12 protein-coding genes and 2 pseudogenes are annotated in these 20,892 nt (G+C 71.4%); 7 read left to right on the top strand and 7 right to left on the bottom strand.

All coding sequences use genetic code 11. The annotated features are described in order from the left end of the window. Positions 1-10: 10 nt before the first annotated feature. The 4 genes from ACSHXN_RS08290 (at position 11) to ACSHXN_RS08275 (ending at position 3,591) form a co-directional block, all read left to right on the top strand. A complete protein-coding gene (locus ACSHXN_RS08290) occupies positions 11-1,981 on the top strand; it encodes a phosphocholine-specific phospholipase C (protein WP_438302859.1) in 1,971 nt (656 codons plus the stop codon). 114 nt (positions 1,982-2,095) lie between these two features. After that, positions 2,096-2,875: a GntR family transcriptional regulator gene (locus ACSHXN_RS08285; protein ID WP_356111297.1), complete on the top strand. Its 780-nt coding sequence runs from the start codon at positions 2,096-2,098 to the stop codon at positions 2,873-2,875. Next, positions 2,875-3,381 carry a hypothetical protein gene (locus tag ACSHXN_RS08280; protein WP_355142223.1) on the top strand — a complete coding sequence of 169 codons (507 nt, stop codon included), beginning with the start codon at positions 2,875-2,877 and terminating at the stop codon, positions 3,379-3,381. Before ACSHXN_RS08285 ends, ACSHXN_RS08280 begins: the two co-directional genes overlap by 1 nt. A 9-nt stretch (positions 3,382-3,390) precedes the next feature. Next, entirely contained in the window at positions 3,391-3,591 is a 201-nt protein-coding gene (locus ACSHXN_RS08275; RefSeq protein ID WP_356294913.1) for a hypothetical protein, read from the top strand. On the opposite strand, the gene tmpA is transcribed toward ACSHXN_RS08275, so the two are convergent. Beyond that, the gene (gene tmpA, locus ACSHXN_RS08270; RefSeq protein WP_438302858.1) at positions 3,588-5,225 is read right to left on the bottom strand and encodes a 2-trimethylaminoethylphosphonate dioxygenase; all 1,638 of its coding nucleotides are present in this window, start codon (positions 5,223-5,225) and stop codon (positions 3,588-3,590) included. The genes ACSHXN_RS08275 and tmpA overlap by 4 nt on opposite strands. 172 nt (positions 5,226-5,397) lie before the next feature. Between tmpA and ACSHXN_RS08265 the strand changes: the two are divergent. After that, a pseudogene (locus tag ACSHXN_RS08265) lies at positions 5,398-5,967 on the top strand (M20/M25/M40 family metallo-hydrolase); the annotation flags it as partial. A 120-nt stretch (positions 5,968-6,087) separates the two neighbouring features. Here the strand turns inward: ACSHXN_RS08265 and ACSHXN_RS08260 are convergent. Next, a complete protein-coding gene (locus ACSHXN_RS08260; protein ID WP_355142227.1) occupies positions 6,088-7,014 on the bottom strand; it encodes a LysR family transcriptional regulator in 927 nt (308 codons plus the stop codon). Between the two features lie 127 nt (positions 7,015-7,141). Next, positions 7,142-9,433, bottom strand: coding sequence for an FdhF/YdeP family oxidoreductase (locus ACSHXN_RS08255; RefSeq protein ID WP_355142217.1), 2,292 nt, complete (start codon positions 9,431-9,433; stop codon positions 7,142-7,144). Positions 9,434-10,148: 715 nt separating this feature from the next. Here ACSHXN_RS08255 and ACSHXN_RS08250 point away from each other — a divergent pair. Beyond that, positions 10,149-11,936 (top strand): FUSC family protein, encoded by a 1,788-nt coding sequence (locus tag ACSHXN_RS08250; RefSeq protein ID WP_356294907.1) that lies wholly within the window; start codon positions 10,149-10,151, stop codon positions 11,934-11,936. Positions 11,937-11,996: 60 nt separating this feature from the next. Here the strand turns inward: ACSHXN_RS08250 and ACSHXN_RS08245 are convergent. Next, positions 11,997-13,600: pseudogene (locus ACSHXN_RS08245) on the bottom strand (hypothetical protein). Positions 13,601-13,944: 344 nt separating this feature from the next. Further along, positions 13,945-14,571, bottom strand: a complete 627-nt coding sequence (locus ACSHXN_RS08240; RefSeq protein WP_355138905.1) for a DUF1345 domain-containing protein — start codon at positions 14,569-14,571, stop codon at positions 13,945-13,947. An 824-nt stretch (positions 14,572-15,395) separates the two neighbouring features. Here ACSHXN_RS08240 and ACSHXN_RS08235 point away from each other — a divergent pair. Further along, positions 15,396-18,737 (top strand): GH92 family glycosyl hydrolase, encoded by a 3,342-nt coding sequence (locus ACSHXN_RS08235; protein ID WP_356294905.1) that lies wholly within the window; start codon positions 15,396-15,398, stop codon positions 18,735-18,737. Between the two features lie 163 nt (positions 18,738-18,900). Here the strand turns inward: ACSHXN_RS08235 and ACSHXN_RS08230 are convergent, their stop codons facing one another. Together ACSHXN_RS08230 and ACSHXN_RS08225 are read right to left on the bottom strand one after the other, a co-directional pair. Then, positions 18,901-20,097: an RICIN domain-containing protein gene (locus tag ACSHXN_RS08230; protein WP_356294903.1), complete on the bottom strand. Its 1,197-nt coding sequence runs from the start codon at positions 20,095-20,097 to the stop codon at positions 18,901-18,903. 88 nt (positions 20,098-20,185) lie between these two features. Next, complete coding sequence (locus ACSHXN_RS08225) at positions 20,186-20,890, bottom strand: type VII secretion system-associated protein (protein ID WP_438302857.1); 705 nt, start codon at positions 20,888-20,890, stop codon at positions 20,186-20,188. Positions 20,891-20,892 lie beyond the last annotated feature (2 nt).

Raw genomic sequence — 20,892 nt, 5'->3', positions numbered from 1 at the left:
CCTTGCACCCATGACCGAGATCAGCCGCCGCACCTTCATAGGCACCACCGCAGCCGGAGCCGCCGTCGCGGCCGGACTCCCCGGCACGGCGGAGGCCGCAGGGCGCGACCCCCGGCACGGCAGCATCACCGACGTCAAGCACGTCGTCATCCTGATGCAGGAGAACCGCAGCTTCGACCACTACTTCGGCACCCTCAGCGGTGTACGCGGCTTCGGCGACCGCCAGGCGACCGCGCTCGCGGGCGGCGACACGGTGTTCCGCCAGCCCGACCGCGGACGCAAGGAGGGCTACCTTCTGCCCTTCCGCATGGACACCACGAAGTACAACGCGCAGAACGCGGGCGGCCTCCCGCACGACTGGGACAGCGGCCACAGCGCCGTCAACGGCGGCGCCATGGACAAGTGGGTCTCCGCCAAGGGCGAGCGCACCATGGGGTACTTCACCCGTGAGGACATCCCCTACCAGTACGCCCTGGCCGACTCCTTCACGCTCTGCGACGGCTACTTCTGCTCGCTGAACGGCCCCACCGACCCCAACCGCCTCTACCTGTGGACCGGCACCGCGGGCCCCGGCGTCGACGGCACCACCGGCCCCTGGACCGACAACACGCCGGTCACCGGCAACCCGGTCGCCGACTGGACGACGTACGCCGAACGCCTGGAGCAGGCCGGAATCAGCTGGCGCGTCTACCACAACCCCGATGGCTCGGACGACCGCAACGGCGACTACGACGACAACGCGCTGTCGTACTTCAAGCAGTTCCACGAGTTCCCCAAGGACGACCCGCGCTACATCAACGCCATGACGAAGTTCGACCTCACGGCGTTCGACCAGCACTGCAAGGACGGCACCCTGCCGACGGTCTCCTGGCTGGTGGCGCCCTACCTGTTCTGCGAACACCCCGCGGCCAGCCCCGACTACGGCGCCCACTGGGTCAACTCGGCGCTGCAGTCGCTGTTCTCCAACCCCGAGGTGTGGAAGCACACCGTCTTCCTCCTCATGTACGACGAGAACGACGGCTACTTCGACCACGTCATCCCGCCGTTCCCCGAGCCGGGCACCAAGGACGAGTTCGCGAACGGCAAGGCCATCGGCCTGGGCAGCCGGGTGCCGCTGTGGGTCGTGTCGCCGTGGTCCCGCGGCGGCTGGGTCAACTCCCAGGTCTTCGACCACACGTCGGTGCTGCGGTTCCTCGAGCACGTGACCGGCGTGAAGGAGCCCAACATCTCCGACTGGCGGCGCACCGTCTGCGGTGACCTGACCAGCTGCTTCGACTTCACCAAGCCCGACTACAGCATCCCGGTGCTCCCGGACACGGTCGCGCTCATGGCGAAGGCGGACGCCGGCAACTCCCTGCCGGGCGTGAAGCTCCCCACGGAGCAGTCCATGCCGGGGCAGGAGGAGGGCGCGCGCCCGCACCGCCCGCTGCCCTACCTGCCCTGGGCGGACGTGAAGGCCGACCGCGCCACCGGCAAGGTCACCTGCACGCTCACCAACGACGGCAGCGTCGGCTACCACTTCACCGTGCTGCCGAACGTCGCCCTGCCCTTCACCGGTACGCCGTTCACGGTCCCGCCGCGTTCGTCGCGCACGTACGTCTGGGACTCGGCGGCCACCGACGGCCGCTACGACTTCTCCGTGTACGGCGCCGACGGGTTCGTCCGCCGGTTCTCCGGCACCCTCGTCCGCGAGGGCCAGGACGATGTCGCGGTGCCGACGGTCACGGCGGCCCTTCGGCGCTCCGGGCGGCCGGCGGACGCGGCGGTGGAGTTCGACCTCCGCAACGACGGCGGCTCCGACGTGGCCTTCACGCTCACGCCGAACGACTTCGCCGGCAAGGAGCAGACCGTCTGGGTCAAGGCGGGCGACCGCACCCGGGTGACGTGGCGCACCGACGAGGGACGCTACGACGTCACCGTGACGGCGGGCACCGGGACCCGATTCCTGCAGCGGTACGCGGGAACCGTCCACTCCCTGTGAGGCGCGCCGGCGGGGGGTCGGGCCGGGCCGCGGCCCGGCCCGACCCCCCGCCGGGTAGGGTCGGTAGCCGGCCGCGCGGACGGCCCGCACGACACGAGCAGTCCAGGAGAGACGGTGGGGCAGGAGCAGGGCACCCCGGACAGCGACCTTCGCTACCGCAAGGTCGCCGCCGAACTCCGCGAGGCCATCATCGCGGGTGAGTACGCCATCGGCGCGAAGCTGCCCCCGGAGGGGACGCTCGCCGAGCGCTACGCCGTCTCCCGGGGCACCATCCGGCACGCGCTGGCCGTGCTGCGTTCGGACGGACTGGTCACCTCCCGGCGCGGCACCCGGCGCACGGTGCTCGGTGGGCCCCGGGCACAGAGCTTCTCGGAACTGCTGAGCTTCACCAACTGGGCGCGCTCCACCGGCGAGACGCCGGGCGGGCGGGTGGACCGGGTGGTGCGCCGGCCCGCCGAGCCCGTCGAGGCCGACCAACTGGGCCTGGCGGAAGGGGCGGAGGTGTATCTGGTGCTGCGGCTGCGGACGCTGTCCGGAGAGCCGGTCATGGTCGAGCGGTCGCTCTACCCGGCCCGGGTCGGTGCGCTGGTGGCCGAACTGCCGCCGGACACTGTCTCGCACACCGAGGCCCTGGTCGCGCACGGCGTGCTCTTCACCGACGCCGACCACACGATCGACCTCGCGTGGGCCGACGCCGACGACGCCCGGCTGCTGGACTGCCCGCCGGGCCAGGTCCTGCTGCGCGAGCGCCGCCGCACCACGGATCCGGCGGGGGTCCCGGTGGAGTGGTCCGAGGACCGCTATCTGCCCGGCACCATCTCCTTCACGGTCCACAACTCCGTCGCCACCTCCACCTTGGGCCGGCGCCACAGACCGGGCACGGGGACGGCCTGATGCCCGCGGATCTCGATGCGGTCCTGGCCGCTCTGGCCGGTCGCCTCGGTGTCGACGCCGGTGACCCCTCCGACGAGCACGACCGATGGGCCGTGTACCGCCGGGCCCTGGACGACCCCGCCCAGCTGCCGGATCTGTTCGACGTCGTGGCCGTCGAGCCCGACGACAGCATTTCCCTCGGCATCGTCCTGCACCTTCTCGCCACTCTTCCGCCCTCCGACCGTCCGTCCTGGATCGACCGGCTGGGTGCCGACCGCGGTCGCGCCTACGCCACACGCCGCGCTCGGGAACTCGCCGTACTCCAGGGCGACTCGGTGACCACGCTGCTCGACGACCCGTCCGTCCAGGATTCCTGGTCGGACTGGCTCCAGTTGGGCCTCGCGGACTCCTCGGACGAACCCGCGGTCCTCCACCGCCTCGCCACGAAGGGACGCACGAAGCGCATCCGCCGGCTCGCGTCCGAACGGATCCGCACGCTGGAGCGCCGCGATCCCGGCGCGTCCTGAGCGGGTTCGGTGGTTCCTTCCCGGCCGCGTCCCGCCCGGTCAGCCTTCCTCGCCTTCCTGTTCGTCCTCGCCCGCGAGGGCGTCGCGCTGAACGGCGTCGGCCTGGTGCGCCGGATCCGCGTGCGGGCGGACGAACCGGAGGACGCGCTCGCCCTTGCCCGGTACGCCGGCTGCCACCTCGCCGAGACGCGTCGCCTCGCCTCCCGCTAGCCGCGCGCCAGCGCCGTGAGCAGGGGAAGGAAGTGCTCGAACGGAGGTGTGTCGGCGTTCGGGTCCTTCGCCTCCTCGTCCCAGCGGCGGACGGCGACCGCGTCGGCGGCGCCGGGCAGTGCGGCGAACTCGGCCGCCTGCTCCGCAGTCATCACACCGCCCTGGACCTTCAGCGTGTACTTCGACGCCTCGGACAGCTGGTCGTAGTAGTCCGGCTCCACCGCGCACAGATAGCGCTTGGCTGCCACGTGCAGCCGCACGGGCTCGGTGACCTCGGGCCCGAACCAGCGGCCCAGCAGGTCGGCGCCGGTGTGGCTGTGCCGGTTGTCCGTCCCTGCCATCAGGTCCAGACCGGTGACGACCTCGCCGTCGACGTGTCCGAGGTCGTGCAGCAGCGCGGCGGCGACCAGGTGCGGCGGCGCACCGGCGGCCTCCGCCCTGGCCCCCGCCTGCAGCATGTGCTGGGCCATGGTGACGGGCTCGCCCAGGTACTCCGCCGTCCCCGCCCCGGCGAACATCTCGACCAGCGGCTCCAGGGTGTCCGCGCGGCGCAGTACCGCCAGCGTGCCGGCCAGCCCGTCCAGGTCGGCGTAGCAGCCCTGGAGGTGGCGGGCCCCGTCCTGGGCGAACGCCGTGCGGGCGTGCAGCAGCCGGGTGTTGTCGAAGACCAGGCAGTCGCCCGGGGTGAGGCGCAGGTCGAGCTGGAGCTCCGGGCGGAGCAGCAGCTCGGCGAAGGTGCGGTAGGCCGCGTAGAAGGACTCCAGCGCTTCGGAAGGCAGCCTCAGGGTGCTGATCGAACGGTTGTTGAAGCGCACCTCGCGCACCCGGCCCAGTGAGTCGGTGGCGATCAGCGGGCGGTCGGCGCGCAGCTCCGTCCCCGCGTCGCGGAAGACGAAGGGGACGGGCGTGCGGGTGAGCACCTCGAACGCCTCGGGGTCCTCGCGGCGCAGCATCGCGGCCGCCGCGAAGCCGTCGACGAGACCGGAGTCGCCGCCGTCCGCGTCGTTGACCAGGCAGTGCAGCAGCTGAAGCGTCGGCACCGGGTCGCGGTACGGGTTGTCGGTGTGCGGGGTGATGGCGACCGAGGTGAAGGCGAGGTTGTTCGGGTCGGGCTCGACGCGGACGTCGAAGAGCTTCCCGTAGTTGGTCTCGCGGACGTAGCCGAAGGTCTCCGCCACCTCGAGCACCTGGTCCTCGCGCTGCGGCACCGCACGCAGCAGCATGAAACCCAGCCGCAGCACGGACTCCAGCATCCGCGCCCGCACGCCCGGCTTGCCGAGGTAGTCCGCCCAGTCGGCCGCGGGCAGCCGTCCCGCGATGTCACCGGCCGTCCACAGCTCCTTGCCGTGCTCGGTGCGCAGGTCGCCGTGGTCGGTACGGCCGGGGCGGTTGGCTGCCAGCCAGGCCGACGGGTACACGGAACGGTGCCCGTCGGGCTCCCAGACGACCTCGACGGCGGGCTCGGCGGTGCCGACGGCGGCGCTTGCCGAGCCCACCCGCAGCCCGGCGGGCAGGGCGGTGATCTGGAACAGCTTCTGTCCGGAGCGGGGATCGCGGCACTCGGCGCAGGGGCAGTTGTCGCGGAGCCACATCGCCGGCAGATCGCCGATCGGGTAGGTGGGCAGGGCGGACACGTTCACTCCTCGAGGAAAAGTTGTATAGCCAACTTCTGCGACGGTCACAGGCGCACACGTCGGGAAGATGACCGGAAGGTGGCGATGCGGCGAACCCCGCTCTCGCCGCGGCACGCGGGCGCCGGAGTCGACGGCCGGTCGGGGAGATTGAAGGTGCCGTCGCCCGGCCCTCTACCTTCCGGTGCACCGGGCACTGGCCGGGCTGGAGGCCGAGCGCAACACCTCCCCGGACCCGCTGATGGCTGAGTACCGCGTCCCCTACGCACTCTCGGTGGGCACCCTGCGCTCGGGCGACCGGGCGAGCAGCGTGCCCGACCTCCTCGTCGCCGAGGGGCGGTTGGGGGTTCGTCCGGACGAGGATCCCGAGGCCGCACGTGCCCAACTGGAGGAGCACGTCGCCAAGGTGTGCGCGGCCGACCCGTGGCTGCGCGACCACCCGGTGGAGGTGACCTGGCCCGGCGGTCAGTTCGCCCCAGGACGGCTCCCGGCCGGCCACCCGCTGCGCGACCTCGTCCGGGACGCCTTCGCCGACGCCACCGGCAACCCGGGACCGCGCGAGCGCGGAGCGCCGTACGGAAGCGATCCGAGGCTGTACACGGCGGCGGGCGTTCCGACCCTGCAGTTCGGTCCCGGCGACGTACGGCTGGCCCACGGCGCCCGGGAGCGGGTACGGATCCCGGACATCGTCGATGTGGCACGGACCCTCGTGCTCGCCGTGCTCCGGACGGCCGGTACGCGGTGAGCCGTGTCCGGGCCCCCGGCCCGGCGCCCCGGCGCGGCGGGCACACACCGGTACCGACGGCCGTCGTACGCGGTTTCCGCGGTCCCTGCGGGTACATGCCCTTGCGCAAGCCGGGCGGCGCTACCGGGTCCCGGACTCCCCGGGAAGGCGCTCCAGCGCGGCGGCGACATCGGTGTGCCGGGCGATGTCCGCCAGGGCGCGGGCCATGACCGATCCCGGCTCCCGGGTGGTGATCACCAGACCGACCGGCACCGAACGGGCCGGCTCGACCATCGGCACCGCGCGCATCCCCTGCGGGACCCCGAAGACGTGCAGCCATGTGTGCGGCACGATGCTCGCCCACCGGCCCGTCCTGACATGGGCGAACAGGGTGGCCACCGAATCGGTCTCGAGCCGTGGCGAGGGCCGCAGTCCGGCCTCCGCGAACACCCCGTCCAGGACCTTGCGCCCCTGCATGGCCTCGGTCAGCAGGCACAGCGGGAGCCTCGAGGCGTCCGCCCAGGTGGCCGTCGAACGGGCGGCGCCGTCCGCGGCGGTGGTCAGCAGCACATACCGTTCCTCGTACATCGGGACCGCCTGGAAATGCTCCGAGAGGCCGTTGTGCAGATACGTGATGCCGGCGTCTATCTCGAAGTTCTGCAACTGGCGGAGAATTTCCTCCGACTGGAGGTCCGCTATCACCTCCACGGTCACCAGCGGGTGTGCCGCGCAGAACGGGCCCGTCAGCAGCGAGACGGCACCGGACGCGGTGGGCACCGAGCCGATCCGCATCCGGCCGCTCAGCCCGGTGCGCAGGGCGCCGACCTCGTTCTTGAGGGCGTCGCGGTCGGCGAGGATCCGCTGCGCCCACACCACGATGCGTTCGCCCTCGGGCGTGAGGCCCTCGTACTTCCGGCCGCGGCGGACCAGCGGCACGTCCAGTTCTTCCTCCAGCTTTCTGACGGCCTCGGAGAGAGCGGGCTGGGAGACGAAACAGGCCTGCGCGGCGCGGGCGAAGTGACGCTCGCGCGAGAGGGCGACCAGGTACTCGAGTTGGCGGAACAGCACCTCATGGATGTACCGGACGGCGGGACCGAACGCCAAACACGGCCCGCGTCCCGTCGTGCCGCGCGTCGTCGGCGTCGGCCGACGAGGCCCGGGCCAGTACCGGACGGGGCCGTGGCCGGCGTCCGTGTCAGGCGGGTGTGCGTGCCGCCTCCAGACGGACCACCACACCCTTGGACGTCGGGCAGTTGCTGATGTCGGCGACGCTGTCCAGCGGGACCAGTACGTTGGTCTCGGGGTAGTAGGACGCGGCGGAGCCGGGGCTGGTGGGGTAGCCGACGGCCCGGAAGTTCTCCGCCCGGCGTTCCGTTCCGTCGTGCCAGACGCTCACCAGGTCCACCTCGGCGCGGTCGGCGATGCCGAGGGCCTCCAGGTCGGCGGGGTTGACGAGCACGACCCGGCGGGCGTTGTGGATGCCGCGGTACCGGTCGTTCGGGGCGTACGGGACGGTGTTCCACTGGTCGTGCGAGCGCAGGGTCTGCAGCAGCAGATGCCCCTCGGGGACGTGCGGCATGGTGAACTCGTTGCAGGTGAAGACCGCCTTGCCGCTAGGGGTGCGGAAGACCCGCTCGTTCACCGGGTTGGGCAGCGTGAAGCCGCCGGGCCGCGCCACCCTGGTGTTGAAGTCCTCGAAGCCCGGTACGACACGGGAGATCCGGTCGCGGATCGTGCCGTAGTCCGCCTCGAAGTCCTCCCAGGGGATGGAGGGTTCGTCCCCCAGCGTGCTGCGCGCCAGCCGGCTGACGATCGCCACCTCGCTCAGCAGGTGCGGTGAGGCCGGTGACAGCTTCCCCCGGGAGGCGTGCACCTCGCTCATGGAGTCCTCGACGGTGATGAACTGCTCGCCCGTGGCCTGGACGTCACGGTCGCTGCGGCCCAACGTGGGGAGGATCAGTGCGGTGTCGCCGCAGACCGTGTGCGAGCGGTTGAGCTTGGTGGAGACATGCGCGGTCAGCCGGCAGCTGCGCATCGCCGCCTCGGTGACCGCACTGTCGGGAGTGGCCCGTACGAAGTTCCCCGCGACGCCGACGAAGACCTTGGCGCTCCCGTCGCGCATGGCACGGATGCCGTTCACCGAGTCGAGGCCGTGCCGGGTGGGCGGGGTGAAGCCGAACTCGCGCTCCAGGGCGTCCAGGAACCTCTGCGGCATCCGCTCCCACACCCCCATGGTGCGGTCCCCCTGGACGTTGCTGTGGCCGCGCACCGGGCACACTCCGGCGCCGGGCCTGCCGATATTGCCGCGCAGCATCAGGAAGTTGACGATTTCCCGGATGGTGGGAACCCCGTGCTTGTGCTGGGTCAGCCCCATCGCCCAGCACACGATGATCTTCTTGCTCCGCAGGACGCTCGCGTGCACCCGCTCGATCTCCTCGCGGGACAGCCCGGTCGCCGTCAGCACATCGTCCCAGGAGGTCTTCTCGGCCTGTGCGGCGAAGTCCTCGAAGCCGGTGGTGCTGCTCTTGATGAAGGAGTGGTCGAGCACGGTGCCCGGCGCGGCCTCCTCGGCGTCCAGCAGCAGCCGGTTGAGGGCCTGGAACAGGGCGAGATCGCCGCCGGCGCGTATGTGCAGGAACTGGTCGGCGATGGGCGTGCCGCGGCCGATCACGCCGCGCACCCGCTGCGGGTGCTTGAAGCGCATCAACCCGGCCTCGGGCAGCGTGTTCACCGCCACCACGCGGCCGCCGTTGCGTTTGGTCTCCTCCAGTGCCGACAGCATCCGCGGGTGGTTGGTCCCCGGGTTCTGTCCCACGACGAAGACCAGGTCGGCATCGTGGATGTCGTCCAGCGAGACGCTGCCCTTGCCGATGCCCAGGGTCTCCTGCAGCGCGGACCCGCTGGACTCGTGGCACATGTTGGAGCAGTCCGGCAGATTGTTGGTGCCGAACGCGCGGGCGAAGAGCTGGAGGAGGAAGGCGGCCTCGTTGTTCAGCCGGCCGGACACGTAGAAGAGGGCCTCGTCGGGGGAGTCCAGACCGCGCAGTTCCCGGGCGAGCAGACCGATCGCCTCGTCCCAGCCGATCGGCTCGTAGTGCGTCGCGCCGGGTCGCCTCACCATCGGCTCGGTCAGCCGGCCCTGCTGGTTGAGCCAGTAGTCGGACATGCCGCCCAGCTCGGCGATCGAGTGCTCGCGGAAGAAGTCGCGGGTGACGCGCCGTGAGGTGGCCTCGTCGTTGATGTGCTTGGCGCCGTTCTCGCAGTACTCGTTCCTGTGGCGTTTGCCCGGCGCGGGCTCGGGCCAGGCGCAGCCGGGGCAGTCGATGCCCTTGGCCTGGTTGACGTTCAGCAGCGTCAGCGCGGTGCGCCGCACGGACGTCTGGCCGAGGGAGTACTCCAGGGCGTGCGTCACCGCGGGCAGACCCGTCGCCCAGGTCTTGGGCGGGGTGACCGACAGATCGTCGCTGGGGTCCTCGATGCTGCTCATGATCCGGGCTGCCTCTTTCCACGCTGGGCCACCGGCCGGGCCGTGCGTATCCGGCGCGTGCGCGTCCCAGGCCGTGCCGCGGCGACCTTTTCCCCCTTCACCGAAACGGGAAAGTGCGCCGGACGTACGGGCCATGGACGTGCGTATTCACGTGCGCCGTCTGCGCATATCCGACTCCCACTGCGAGTGCAGCTTCCGCCGCTACCCGGCCGGAAGTCAAAGAGGGCTCTTCGATGATCCGATCGGCGCCGCTTATCACGGCGGCGGTCTCCTCCACGGGGGCGGCGACGGCACGGGCCGGGGCGGCCCGGCAGGGCAATACGCGGCATTCCTGCCCGGGCGCGGCCGGGCGGATGGCGCCGAGCGGTCCTGCGACCGAGCGACGGGCCGCGGGGGCGAGCACACGTCCTGACAGGCGCCGCCGATCGCGTCACAGGCAATTCCTGTTCCGGCTGCCATGGTAAATTCGTGCATGGTGATCGAGGGGTGAACAATTCCGTGCGGGCGGTTCGGGAAACGGCGCCGATTGTCTTTTCTTGAATTTTCCCGATTTTTGGAAGCCCGGCCATCGATATCGGCGACATCGGCGGAACGATCCCCCGACGTGCACCCCACGCTCACCGCGATCCGGGTCGGCGCCCCACACCACCGGGCGTCCGCGGAGTCGGCGAACGATGAACAGTCCACCATCAGAAGCAAGTGATATACCCCGATCATGCCCCGTCTGCAGCTTTCACACCTCCTGGTGACCGGGAGCGGCCGGCGGCGTCCGGCGGCCGACTTGGCGCGCGTACTGACCCCGCGCGGCGCGCTCTCCCTGCACCAGGTGGACGGGGCGTTCGCCTGCGCCCTGCACGCCGCACTCGCCATGGCACTGCCGGCGCTGCCGTTGGTGCTGACCGGGCGGGCCGACCAAGCCGTCTACGTCATGCTCGGCGCCTTCACCACCACGTTCGGGCACAACCTGCCCTACCCGCGGCGCGCCAGGGTCCTCGCACTGGCCGCGCTGGCCATGACCGCGTGTGTGGCCGGTGGTTCGACGCTCGCCGCCTGGGCCCATCCCCGCGAGGGGGGAAGCGGCGCGGTCGTGGTCGTCGCGGCCACGGCCGTGGTCGCCGGTTCGGCGAAGTTCGCCTGTGACGCCGCACGGCAGAGCGGCCTCGGCGCGGTGCTGCTGCTCTTCTCGTTCGCCGTGGCCGCCAACGCCTCGCCCGACGTCGCCGATGTCCTCCCGCAGACCGCACTGGCCGCGGTGGGAGCCGCCGTGGCCTGGGCGCTGGCCATGTCGGGCCGGCTCGTACAGCCCGACCGGCCGCAACGCCTCGCCGTGGCCGCGGCCCTGCGCCGGCTCGCCGGGCTGCTGGAGTCCGGTGAGGCGCGGCACGGGGCCGGCCCGGCCCGGAACCGGGCGACCGCCGCCGTCCTGCAGGCGTACGTGTCCCTCGGACTGCCGCCGCCCACCGGCGCCGGGCAAGGTGTCCGCGGCGGGGTGTGCGCGCGCCTCGCCGACCTCTCCTGGTCGTTGCTGATCGGCTCCGCACGCCGGTCGCCCGTTGACCACGCGGACCTGGCGCGGCACCTGCGCCGACAGGTCCGGCTTCTGACGGACCGGCGCCGCCGCGTACCCCCGCTGCTGCCGGAGCTGCTGATGCCCGTCGCGGCCGCCCGGACCGGAGCCGCCGGGGACACGACGGGGACCGCACCGGAACCGATCGATCCCGCCGCCGGCCGCGCCGCCGAGACACGCGCCGCCGAACTGCTGGTGGGGCGGCACCAGGGCCGTCCGAGCCACGTCTCGGTGCTGGTGGTACCCGCACTGCGGATCGTCCTCGGGACCGGGCTGGCGGGCGGACTGGCCGTGGCCCTGAACCTCGGGCACGGATACTGGGCGGCGATCTCCGCCGCGGCGGTGCTGCACTCCATCAACGTCCGCACCGCGGCGCAGCGCGCCGTCCAGCGCACGGTGGGCACGGTCGCCGGGCTGGTCGTCGCCCTGGCCGTACTGGCCCTGCGGCCGGATGCGGCAACGCTCGTCCTCGTGATCGTCCTTCTGGAGTTCCTGCTGGAGTACGTCGTGTCCCGCAACTACGGTCTCGGCGTCGTCTTCCTCACGCCGCTGGCACTGCTCCTGACCGAACTGGCGGCACCACCGGAACCTCCCGGGACCCTCGTCCTCGACCGGGCGGTCGGCAGCATTCTGGGGATCGTCATCGGGCTGGTCTGCGGACTCCTGGTGGTCCACGACCGTGCCGCGGTCCGGGCCGAGCGTGCGCTGGCCGCGTGCACGGAGGCCGCCGAGCATGCGGAGCGGGCGCTGGACGAGCGCTCGGCGCCGGCGTTCCCGGTCGTGCAGACGCATCTCGCCATGGCGGTGGTGGAACTGCGTGAGGCCGACGACGCCGCGGCGGGGGAGCTGTGGTCGGCGGAGATCGATCCCGCCGAACTCGTCGCCGTGGAGCAGCGTGCCTATCGCCTGCTCGAACGGCTCGCCCGGGGACGGTGACGGCGTGGGCGGTGCCAGGGCCGTCGCCGGGCCCGCCTTACGCTCTCGCGGGCTCCTCGCTCAGCCGGCGGGGGTGATGGTGACCTTGACGTGTTTCATGATCGGTTGGTCGCTCTGGGTGCTGTGGTCGGCGAGCGCGCACAGCACGTTCATCTCGGGCATGTACCCGGCCGCGCAGCCCCGGGGGATGTCGTAGGGGATGGCGAGGTGGCCGCTCAGGGAACGGGTGCTGCCGTCCCTGGCGGTGCTGGTGATGTCGACGGGACCGAGGTCGGCGATTCCGCGTTCGCGCATGTCGCCCCGGTTCATGAAGACGAGCGTGCGGAGGTTCTTGATGCCGCGGTAGTGGTCGTTGTCGGAGTAGATGGTGGTGTTCCACTGGTCGTGGGACCGCATGGTGCCCAGTGCCAGGGTGCCGGGGGCGGGGACGACGTCGGGCAGACGGGCCGCGGAGAACTCGGCGGCGCCCGAGGAGGTGAGGAAGACCGGCTCGCGGGCGGGCTGCTTGATGCGGAAGCCGAGGGGCAGCCGCACTCGGCGGTTGAAGTCCTCGAAGCCGTCCAGGACTTGAGCCATGGTGTCGCGGATCCGGTCGTAGTCCTCGACGTACCACTCCCACGGTGTGGAACTGGCGGGCAGGGGGGCACGGGCCATGCCCGCGACGATCGCCGGCTCGGACAGCAGATGCGGCGAGGCGGGGCGCTTCATACCGATGGACAGGTGCACCATACTCATCGAGTCCTCGACGGACGTGCTCTGGACGCCCTTGCGCTGATGGTCCTTCTCGGTGCGGGCGAGGTACGGCAGGATGAGGGCCCGGCGTCCGTGCACGAGGTGACTGCGGTTCAGCTCGGTGCTCACCTGCACGGTCAGATCGCAGTTGCGCAGCGCCGCCCGGGTGACCGGGGTGTCGGGCGCGGCCAGGGCGAAGTTGCCGCCCATACCCACGAACACCTTCACATCGCCGCGGAGCATCGCCTGGATGGTGCCGACGGTGTCCAGGCCGTGCTCACGGGGCGGATCGATCCGGCAGACCTCGGCCAGCCGGTCCAGGAACTCCGTGGTGGGCCGGTGGTCGATGCCGCAGGTCCGGTTGCCCTGGACGTTGCTGTGCCCGCGCACGGGGGAGGGACCCGCCCCCTCCCGCCCCAGGTTGCCGCGCAGCAGAAGCAGATTGACGATCTCCCGGACGGTGTCGACACCGTGCCGTGTGAGGCCCAGACACCAGGTCAACTACTCGGCCGTGAACGACCGAGCTTGTTGACTCGGTTCGATACGGCTTTGTTTATGCTCCCGACTGCCCCCTACGGCAGGGCGGTCGAGGTGTAGAATGAGGCCCGGCCGGGGTTGTCCAGCCCGCGCAGGGCACTGCCGATCAGCTCGAACGCGTCCTTCCACCGGGTCGGGACGTGGTGGTCCGTGTCCGGGTCGTACATCATCGGCTCGGTCAGCCGGCCCTGGTCCTCCAGCGCGTAGTCGCTCCACCGGGACAGCTCGGTCACCGAGTGCGCGGCGAAGAACTCGCGCCCGGCACGCTTGGGTGTCATCTCCCAGGTGACGTGCTTGATCCCGTTCTCGCAGATGTCCAGCTTCAGGCCCTTGGTGTCGTCCGGCCATGCGCATCCGGGGCAGTCGAAACCGGTGTTCTCGTGGTTCATCCGCATGATCGCCCGAGGCCCGTCCAGCAGCGCGTGCTCGCGCACGAGGACACGGCTCACGCTCTTGGCCGCGCCCCAGCCCGCGGCCGGATGGTGGTACGGGTGGAACTCCGGGTCCTCCGTGGGGACCGGCCCTACGGAGGGCTCCAGCGCTTCCCGCTCGTCCTTGTCGGTGCTCAAGGCTCTCCACCCTTTCAGCCATTCGGGTATACGAGGGCAACAGGGGCCTTTCGGCAGGCTATGCCGGGTGATCAGGGCCCGCCACTCGATCGGGGAGCACCGGGTGACGGAGGGTGAGCGGCAGCGACCGGCCGGCCGGGGTCGATCACCGACGGCGCGCGGCGTCCGGATCAGTGGGTGACGATTCCCGCGACGAGGTTGATGGCCGTGGCGAGGATGCTGGTGCCGAAGACGTAGGACAGGAGGCAGTGGCGCAGCACCATCGCGCGGATGGCCGAGCCGGACACACCGGTGTCCGAGACCTGGTACGTCATCCCCAGGTTGTAGCTGAAGTAGAGAAAGTCCCGGTACGCGGGCGGCTGCTCGGAGTTGAAGTCGATCCCGCCCGCCGACTCCGGGTAGTAGAGGTACGCGTAGCGGGTGGCGTACATCAGGTGCAGTGCCGCCCAGGCCATGAACACGCCGCCGAGCGCCGTCGCGGCATGGGCGGGGTCCGAACTGCCGAGGAGCAGCACCACGATGCCGACCAGCCCGCAGACGGCGGCCGCGACCACGGCGAGTTCCTCGGCGACCGGCCGCAGATCCTCGCGGCGGGCATGGCGGCGAGTCGCCGCGGCGTCCATCGGCCACAGGACGATCCAGCCCGCCACCACGAAGAACGCCGCCGTCACGGCGATGCCCGCCAGGACACCCAGCGGTGCGTCGGTCGGCACACCGACGGCGGCACCCGCCACCGCTCCGACGACCACGGCGCAGGCGAGCCGTGGAATGGCCGAGACCGGCAAGCACGTGCTCATACGTCCCGACCGTAGCGGCTTCGTCGAGCCCGGCACCCGGACGCCGAAGCAGTCGGCGTAGCGGACGGCGCGGAGAGGGCGATCCCCGTGCCCGACGCACGCGGAGGGCGCTGTGCCGGGCGGGGCACCGGTGCGCTCCGCGTGCGTGACCCGGCCGGCATGCCGGGGATGCGTGACCCCGAGCCGGTCCACGCGTGCCGCCCTCCGGTCGGTGCGGCAGACCGCGGGAATCCGCGAGAAGAGCCATGTCCCTCTCCGGCGACGAGAAGTACGGGATCGGGCGGCGGTTCCACACCGCCCTGGCCACCGTGGACCGGGAGCGGCTGCGGTCCCTGCTCCACGACGAAGCCGTCCGGTGTCTGCCCGGCGACAACGCCGTGTCGGGAAGGGCCGAGGGGGGACACCGTCGGGGCGCACATGAAGAAGATCGCCGGCTACGGGCTGAACGTCGCACTCCTGCACAGCCTCGTCAGGTATGAGTGCGACGGGGCGGCCCGGACCGGCGCGCCACTCTTCCGGGTGCCGGGCGGACCGGGGTGCGGCGGAAGGTGCCGAGCCCGGTGGCGGCCGACGGGCCGCCATGTGGGTTCGCGTCGGGCCGGGCGCCCCAGGTGGCCCGAGTGGCCGAATCGGTTTGCCTTAACAGGATGTTGCCTTGGTTGACACAGGGTCAGCCGGGGCGTTGGATCGGTGTCCGCATGCGCTGGCAACGTTGTCAGGGTGGTTCGCCCATCGGTTCTGACAACGATGTCAACCGCCATGTGGTGCGGAAACGCACCTGCACGTCATCCGTGAGGTCACAACCCCCGCCGTGGAGGCACGTGATGGCAAATCCCAGGTCCCTGCGACCGCCCAGATTCCGTAGCCGTTTCCGCAGACGTCTCGCCGCCGTGTCCGTACTGGCCATGGCCGCCCTGCCGCTCCAGGCGCTCGGCGCCGTGTCCGCCTTCGCCGCTCCCGCCTTCGTGGGGGATCCGGCATCCTTGGTCAACCCGCTCATCGGTACGTCGGGCGAGGTCGACACCTTCCCCGGGCCCGACATGCCCTTCGGCATGATGCAGTGGGGGCCGGACACCACGCCGCACCGCGCCCTGGGCGGAGGTTACGAGTACAACGACTCCAAGATCTCCGGCTTCAGCCTCACCCATATGTCCGGGCCCGGCTGTTCGGCGGGTGGGGACGTGCCCCTGCTGCCCCTCACCGGCTCCCTCTCCGGCGACCTGGGCGGCACGAGCGTGGGATTCAGCCACGACAACGAGCATGCCGCCCTCGGCTCCTACGGCGTGAAGGACGACAACGGCGTCTCCACGGAGCTGACCACCACCACCCGTGCCGGGCTGGGCCGGTTCACCTTCCCCGGCAGCGACGACTCGCACCTGCTGCTCAAGCTGAGTGGCGGAGCCACGCAGATCGACGGCACCCGTGCCCAGGTGGTGAACGACCATGAGGTCATCGGCGCGGTCCAGAGCGGCCACTTCTGCGGTGCCGCCAACACCTACACGATCCATTTCGACATCAAGTTCGACCATCCCTTCACCGGCAGTGGGACCTGGGTCGGCTCGACGGTCAACCCCGACGCCAAGGCGCTGCGACTCGGGCGCCCGAAGCAGACGCTGAGCAAGGGTTCGCCGGACTCGCTGGCCGAGCGGCACTTCACCGTGCCGGCCGCCCCCTCCCCGAGTGTGCACGGCGGTGCGGGCACGCAGGGCGGCACGCAGTCCGGCCCGCCGGTCACCGGCGCCAACGGCATGTACCTCACCTTCGACACCACCAGCGCACGGACCGTGACGGCCGCGGTCGGCATCTCGTACACCTCCGACGCCAACGCCCGTGCCAACCTCACCAAAGAGGTCAAGGGCTGGGACTTCGACACGATGCGCGCCGCCAACCACGCCGCGTGGAACGCGGTGTTCGACCGGGTGCGGATCGCGGGCGGCACCCGCGACCAGCAGACGCAGTTCTACACCGCGCTCTACCACGCGCTGCTCCACCCGAACGTCTTCTCCGACGACAACGGCCAGTACATGGGGATGGACGACCAGATCCACACGGTGGCCAAGGGGCAGCAGGCGCAGTACGCCAACTACTCCGGCTGGGACACCTACCGGTCGCAGACCCAGTTGATGGCGATGGTCGAGCCGAAGGTCACGAGTGACGTCGTCACCTCGATGCTCAACGGCTACGACCAGACAGGGCTGCTGCCGAAGTGGGCGCAGAACAACGGCGAGAGCTATGTGATGGTCGGCGACCCGGCGGACGGCATCATCGCGGGCGCCCGCGCCTTCGGCGCGCAGAACTTCGACGTGTCGCACGCACTGGACGCGATGGTCCACGAGGCGACCAGGCCCAACAACGACCGGCCGGGCGAGTCCCTGCGGGACACCAAGGGCTATCTGCCGATCGACGGCGCCGACTGGGGCTGCTGCAACTTCTACGGCCCGGTCTCGACGCAACTGGAGTACGACAGCGCGGACTACGCCATCGCGGCACTCGCCAAGTCGCTCGGCAGGAACGACGTCTACACGACGTTCGCGAGCCGGGCGCAGGACTGGCAGAACGTCTTCAACCCGCAGACCGGCTACCTCCAGGCGAAGAAGGCCGACGGCGAATGGGCGACCGGCTTCGCGCCGGGCACGTCCAACGGCTTCGTCGAGGGGACCTCGGCGCAGTACACGCCGATGGTTCCGTTCAACCTCAAGGCGCTCATCGCGGCCCGCGGCGGCGCGCAGGCCTGGAGTTCCTACCTCGACAGCCTGCTGAGCGACATCGCGGACCCGTCGGCGACCGACGCCAATCTGAGCAACGAGCCGAGCCTGGAGATCCCCTGGGAGTACGACTACGTCGGACAGCCCTGGAAGACCCAGCAGGCGGTGCGTGAGGCGCAGCAGAAGCTGTACTTCAACGCGCCCGTCGGCTCGTTCGGCAACGACGACCTGGGGGCGATGAGCTCCTGGTACGTGTGGTCGGAGCTGGGCATGTACCCGCAGACGCCGGGCACGGACGTCCTCGCGTTGGGCAGCCCGGTCTTCACCCGGGCCCAGGTGGCGCTGCCGAGCGGGCGCACGCTGAACATCAACGCCCCGCAGGCCGCGTCCGACGCGCCGTACGTGCAGTCGCTGGCGGTGAACGGAAAGGCGTGGAACAAGGCCTGGACGACCTTCGGCGCACTGAAGAACGGCGGCACGCTCGACTACACGCTCGGCACGCACGCCGACACCGGATGGGCCGCCGCGGACGGCTCGGCCCCGCCGTCGGACTCCACCGGCCAGCGGGACGTCCTCGCCTCGGCCGGTCCCTCCGGCGTCGGCCTGGTCCTGTCGCCCGACGGCAGCGGCACGGGGACGCTCGACGTCTCGAACATCGGCAGCCGAGCCCAGACGGTGCACTGGACCGCCCAGGCGCCCTCGGGGGTGAGCCTTCCGGCCTCGTCGGGCTCGTTCGACGTCGGCGCGAACGGCACGGCGCAGCAGCAGATCAAGGTGACCGCGGGCGGCACCGAGGGGGTCTACCCGGTGCTCTTCTCGCTCACCGACGGCGCCGGCACGAGCCTTGGCTCGGTGGCGCTGCGCGTGGTGGTGGCCCGACCGGGCGAACTGTGGCCGTACTACACGACGCAGGGGGTCTATCCGGACGGAACCCGGTTCACCGGCGGCTTCGACGGCGGTGGATGGGCCTACTCGAAGGACGCGCTGGCGGCCGCGGGTGTCAACGGCGGTGCGCAGAGCACCGCGGACGGCATCACGTACACCTGGCCCGCCTTCGGCAGCGGCAAGGACGACGAGATCGAGCTCGCCGGCCAGCGCATTCCGCTCGCCGGGCCGAGCGGAGCCTCCTGGCTCGGCCTGCTCGGTGCGGCCACCAACGCCCCGTCGACCGGCTCCTCGAGCCAGGTGACCGTGACCTACGAGGACGGCACCACGTCGACCGGGACGGCTGTGTTCTCCGACTGGACGCTCAACGCGGGAAGCAGCAAGCCGGTGTCCCAGGACACCACAGTGGTCTCCACGCCGTACCGCGTCACCGGTTCCGGAGGTCAGGACTCGGTGACGACCTACGTCTTCGCCACCAGGATCCCGGTCGACCCGGCCAAGCAGGTCGCTTCGGTCGAGCTCGCGGCGGCGGACGACGGCACGAACCACGTCTTCGCCGTCGGCTTCGGCGGCTGATCCGCCGTAGGGCGCCGCACGCCGCTGGAGCGACGGCGTGAGGGGGTTTTGCCCCGGTCCTCACGACCGGGGCGGAACCTTCCGCTCTTGGAGGCGCATCGGCAGGACTTCGTCCCGGACGTGCGAGCCCGGCGAGCCGGGTGCAAGGCCCGTCCGGTGCCCGTCAGCCGCTGCTCCACTTCTGGTTGTCCTGGCCGTTGCAGGACCACAGCTGAAGTCGGGTGCCGTTGCCCGTGCCCTCGTCCTTCACGTCCACGCACTTGTCGGCCTGCGGGTTCACCAGGTCGTGGGCGGAATTGAGGCGGAACTGCTGAGCGGGGTTGCCGCTGCAGTTCGCGAGCTGGATCACCGCGCCATTGGCGCCGGAACCCCAGGCCACGTCCATGCACTTGCCCATGGCGCGCACCGTGCCGTCGGACATGAACTGCCACTTCATCCGGGCGGTTCCACTGCAGTCCCAGATGTCCAGGGGCGTGCCGTCGTTGCCCCGGCCGCCGGACACGTCGATACAGCGGCCGGAGGCGTGGCTCCAGATCGAGACACCGGCGACGACGGGGGAACCCCCCGAGGAGCCGGAGGAACCCGAGGATCCGGTGGACGTCTTGTGACCGGTCGACGACGTGCCCGTGGTCGTGGACTTCTTGCCGCCGGACGAGGACGCCGAGGCATGGTGTTCCGACGTTCCGGACGAGGGCTTCGCACCAGCGGCAGAGCCGCCGGCACCACCGGAGCCGCCGGTCGTACCCGATCCCGTGATGTGCTTTCCGGGCTTCGTGACGTGGGCTCCGCTGGGCGAGCCGTCGGGAGACGGGGACGCCGAGTCGAATGCGCCGGGAACACCACCACCCGGTTGTTCGCCACCGAGGACGGTGCCGGGTGCGGCGCCGGTCCGGGCGGCCCGGTCCTTGCCGCCGTCGCCGCCGGTCGTCACCAGGAACGGAACGGACACCAGCAGCGTGCCGACGATGGCGGCCGCCGCCAGCAGGCTCTTGTGGGGCCGCCCGGGTGCGACGGCGGTCGCCGTCTCGGCGGCCGTGGCGTCGGTCGCCTCCTCCTCGGCGGTGGCGGTGGCAGTGGCGGTGGCCTGCTCCTCCTCGGACCTGGTCTCCTCGGCCTCGGCGGTGCCGGCAGCGGTTTCCGCGCCGCCGGGCTCCGGTTCGCCGCCCTCGTCGGACCCGGTCGGTGCCGACTCGGGTGCCTGCGCCGTCTTCCGCGCCGACTCCGCCTCCGCCGCCCGGGCCTGCGGCTCCGGCTCGGTCCGGGCCTCGGGGGTCGCGGTGGCCGTGGCGGTCTGCTGGGGTTCCTCGGTCTCGGCCTGCGTCGGCTCGTTCGGGGAACTGGGGCGCTGGGAGGCCGTCATGGCGTCCTTCCGGTGAAGACGGTGGTGTGGGAGGTGGTGGGCGGTACGACGTGACCCGCGGGCGGGTGCGGCGGGTCGAGCGTGCTGATCATCGCGCAGCCGGCTGCGGCGTCGGCCCCGGGATCCCCGAAGCGGCTTCCGGGTGGCCCGATGCGAGTGCCGCGAGGAGCGTCTCCGTCTCGATCACCATGCCGACGGCGCCGGTCGGATTGAGGTACAGCCGATGTCCCTGCGGCAACCGGCCGACGAGTTCGGCGACCCGCAGGGTCTGGGAGGCGAGCAGGCCGGCCGCCCGCAGATGTCCGGCGGAGGTGAAGACCGGGATCACCGCGTCGCCGTCCGGTGTGCGCGCGGCCAGCGGTTCGCCTGCGGGTCCGAGCAGCACCGATACCTCCGCGGCCGCCAGCAGCCGGGGGACCTCGTCGACCGGGCCGTATCCGGTGGAGGCCCGCTGGACCGCCTCGTCCACATCGTCCGTCGGCTCCGGCCAGCCCAGTGCCGTGGGCGAGGGACGGTAGTCCTCGTTGTCACGCCACTCCTCGATCTCGCCGCTCATCCCGGAGCGCCACTCCCCGACCAAGGCCCAGCGGGGCGGGGGGCCTTCGCCGCGCCAGGCGGGATCGACCATGCCGAGCCAGTGATCGGGCGCGAGCCGGGCCGCCTCCCGTACCTCAGCCGGTATCTCGGGCAACGACGGGGCCGTGACCGGCGGCTCCGGTGTTCGGCCGTCCGCCGCTCGCCCGGGTGCCGCGCAGTCCGGGGACGAGGGCCGCGGCGCTGGGCTGTCGCTCACTG

Origin of the sequence: Streptomyces sp. HUAS TT11, assembly GCF_051553595.1 — a bacterium.
GTDB lineage: Bacteria > Actinomycetota > Actinomycetes > Streptomycetales > Streptomycetaceae > Streptomyces.
This window is presented reverse-complemented; position numbering and strand designations above follow the sequence as displayed.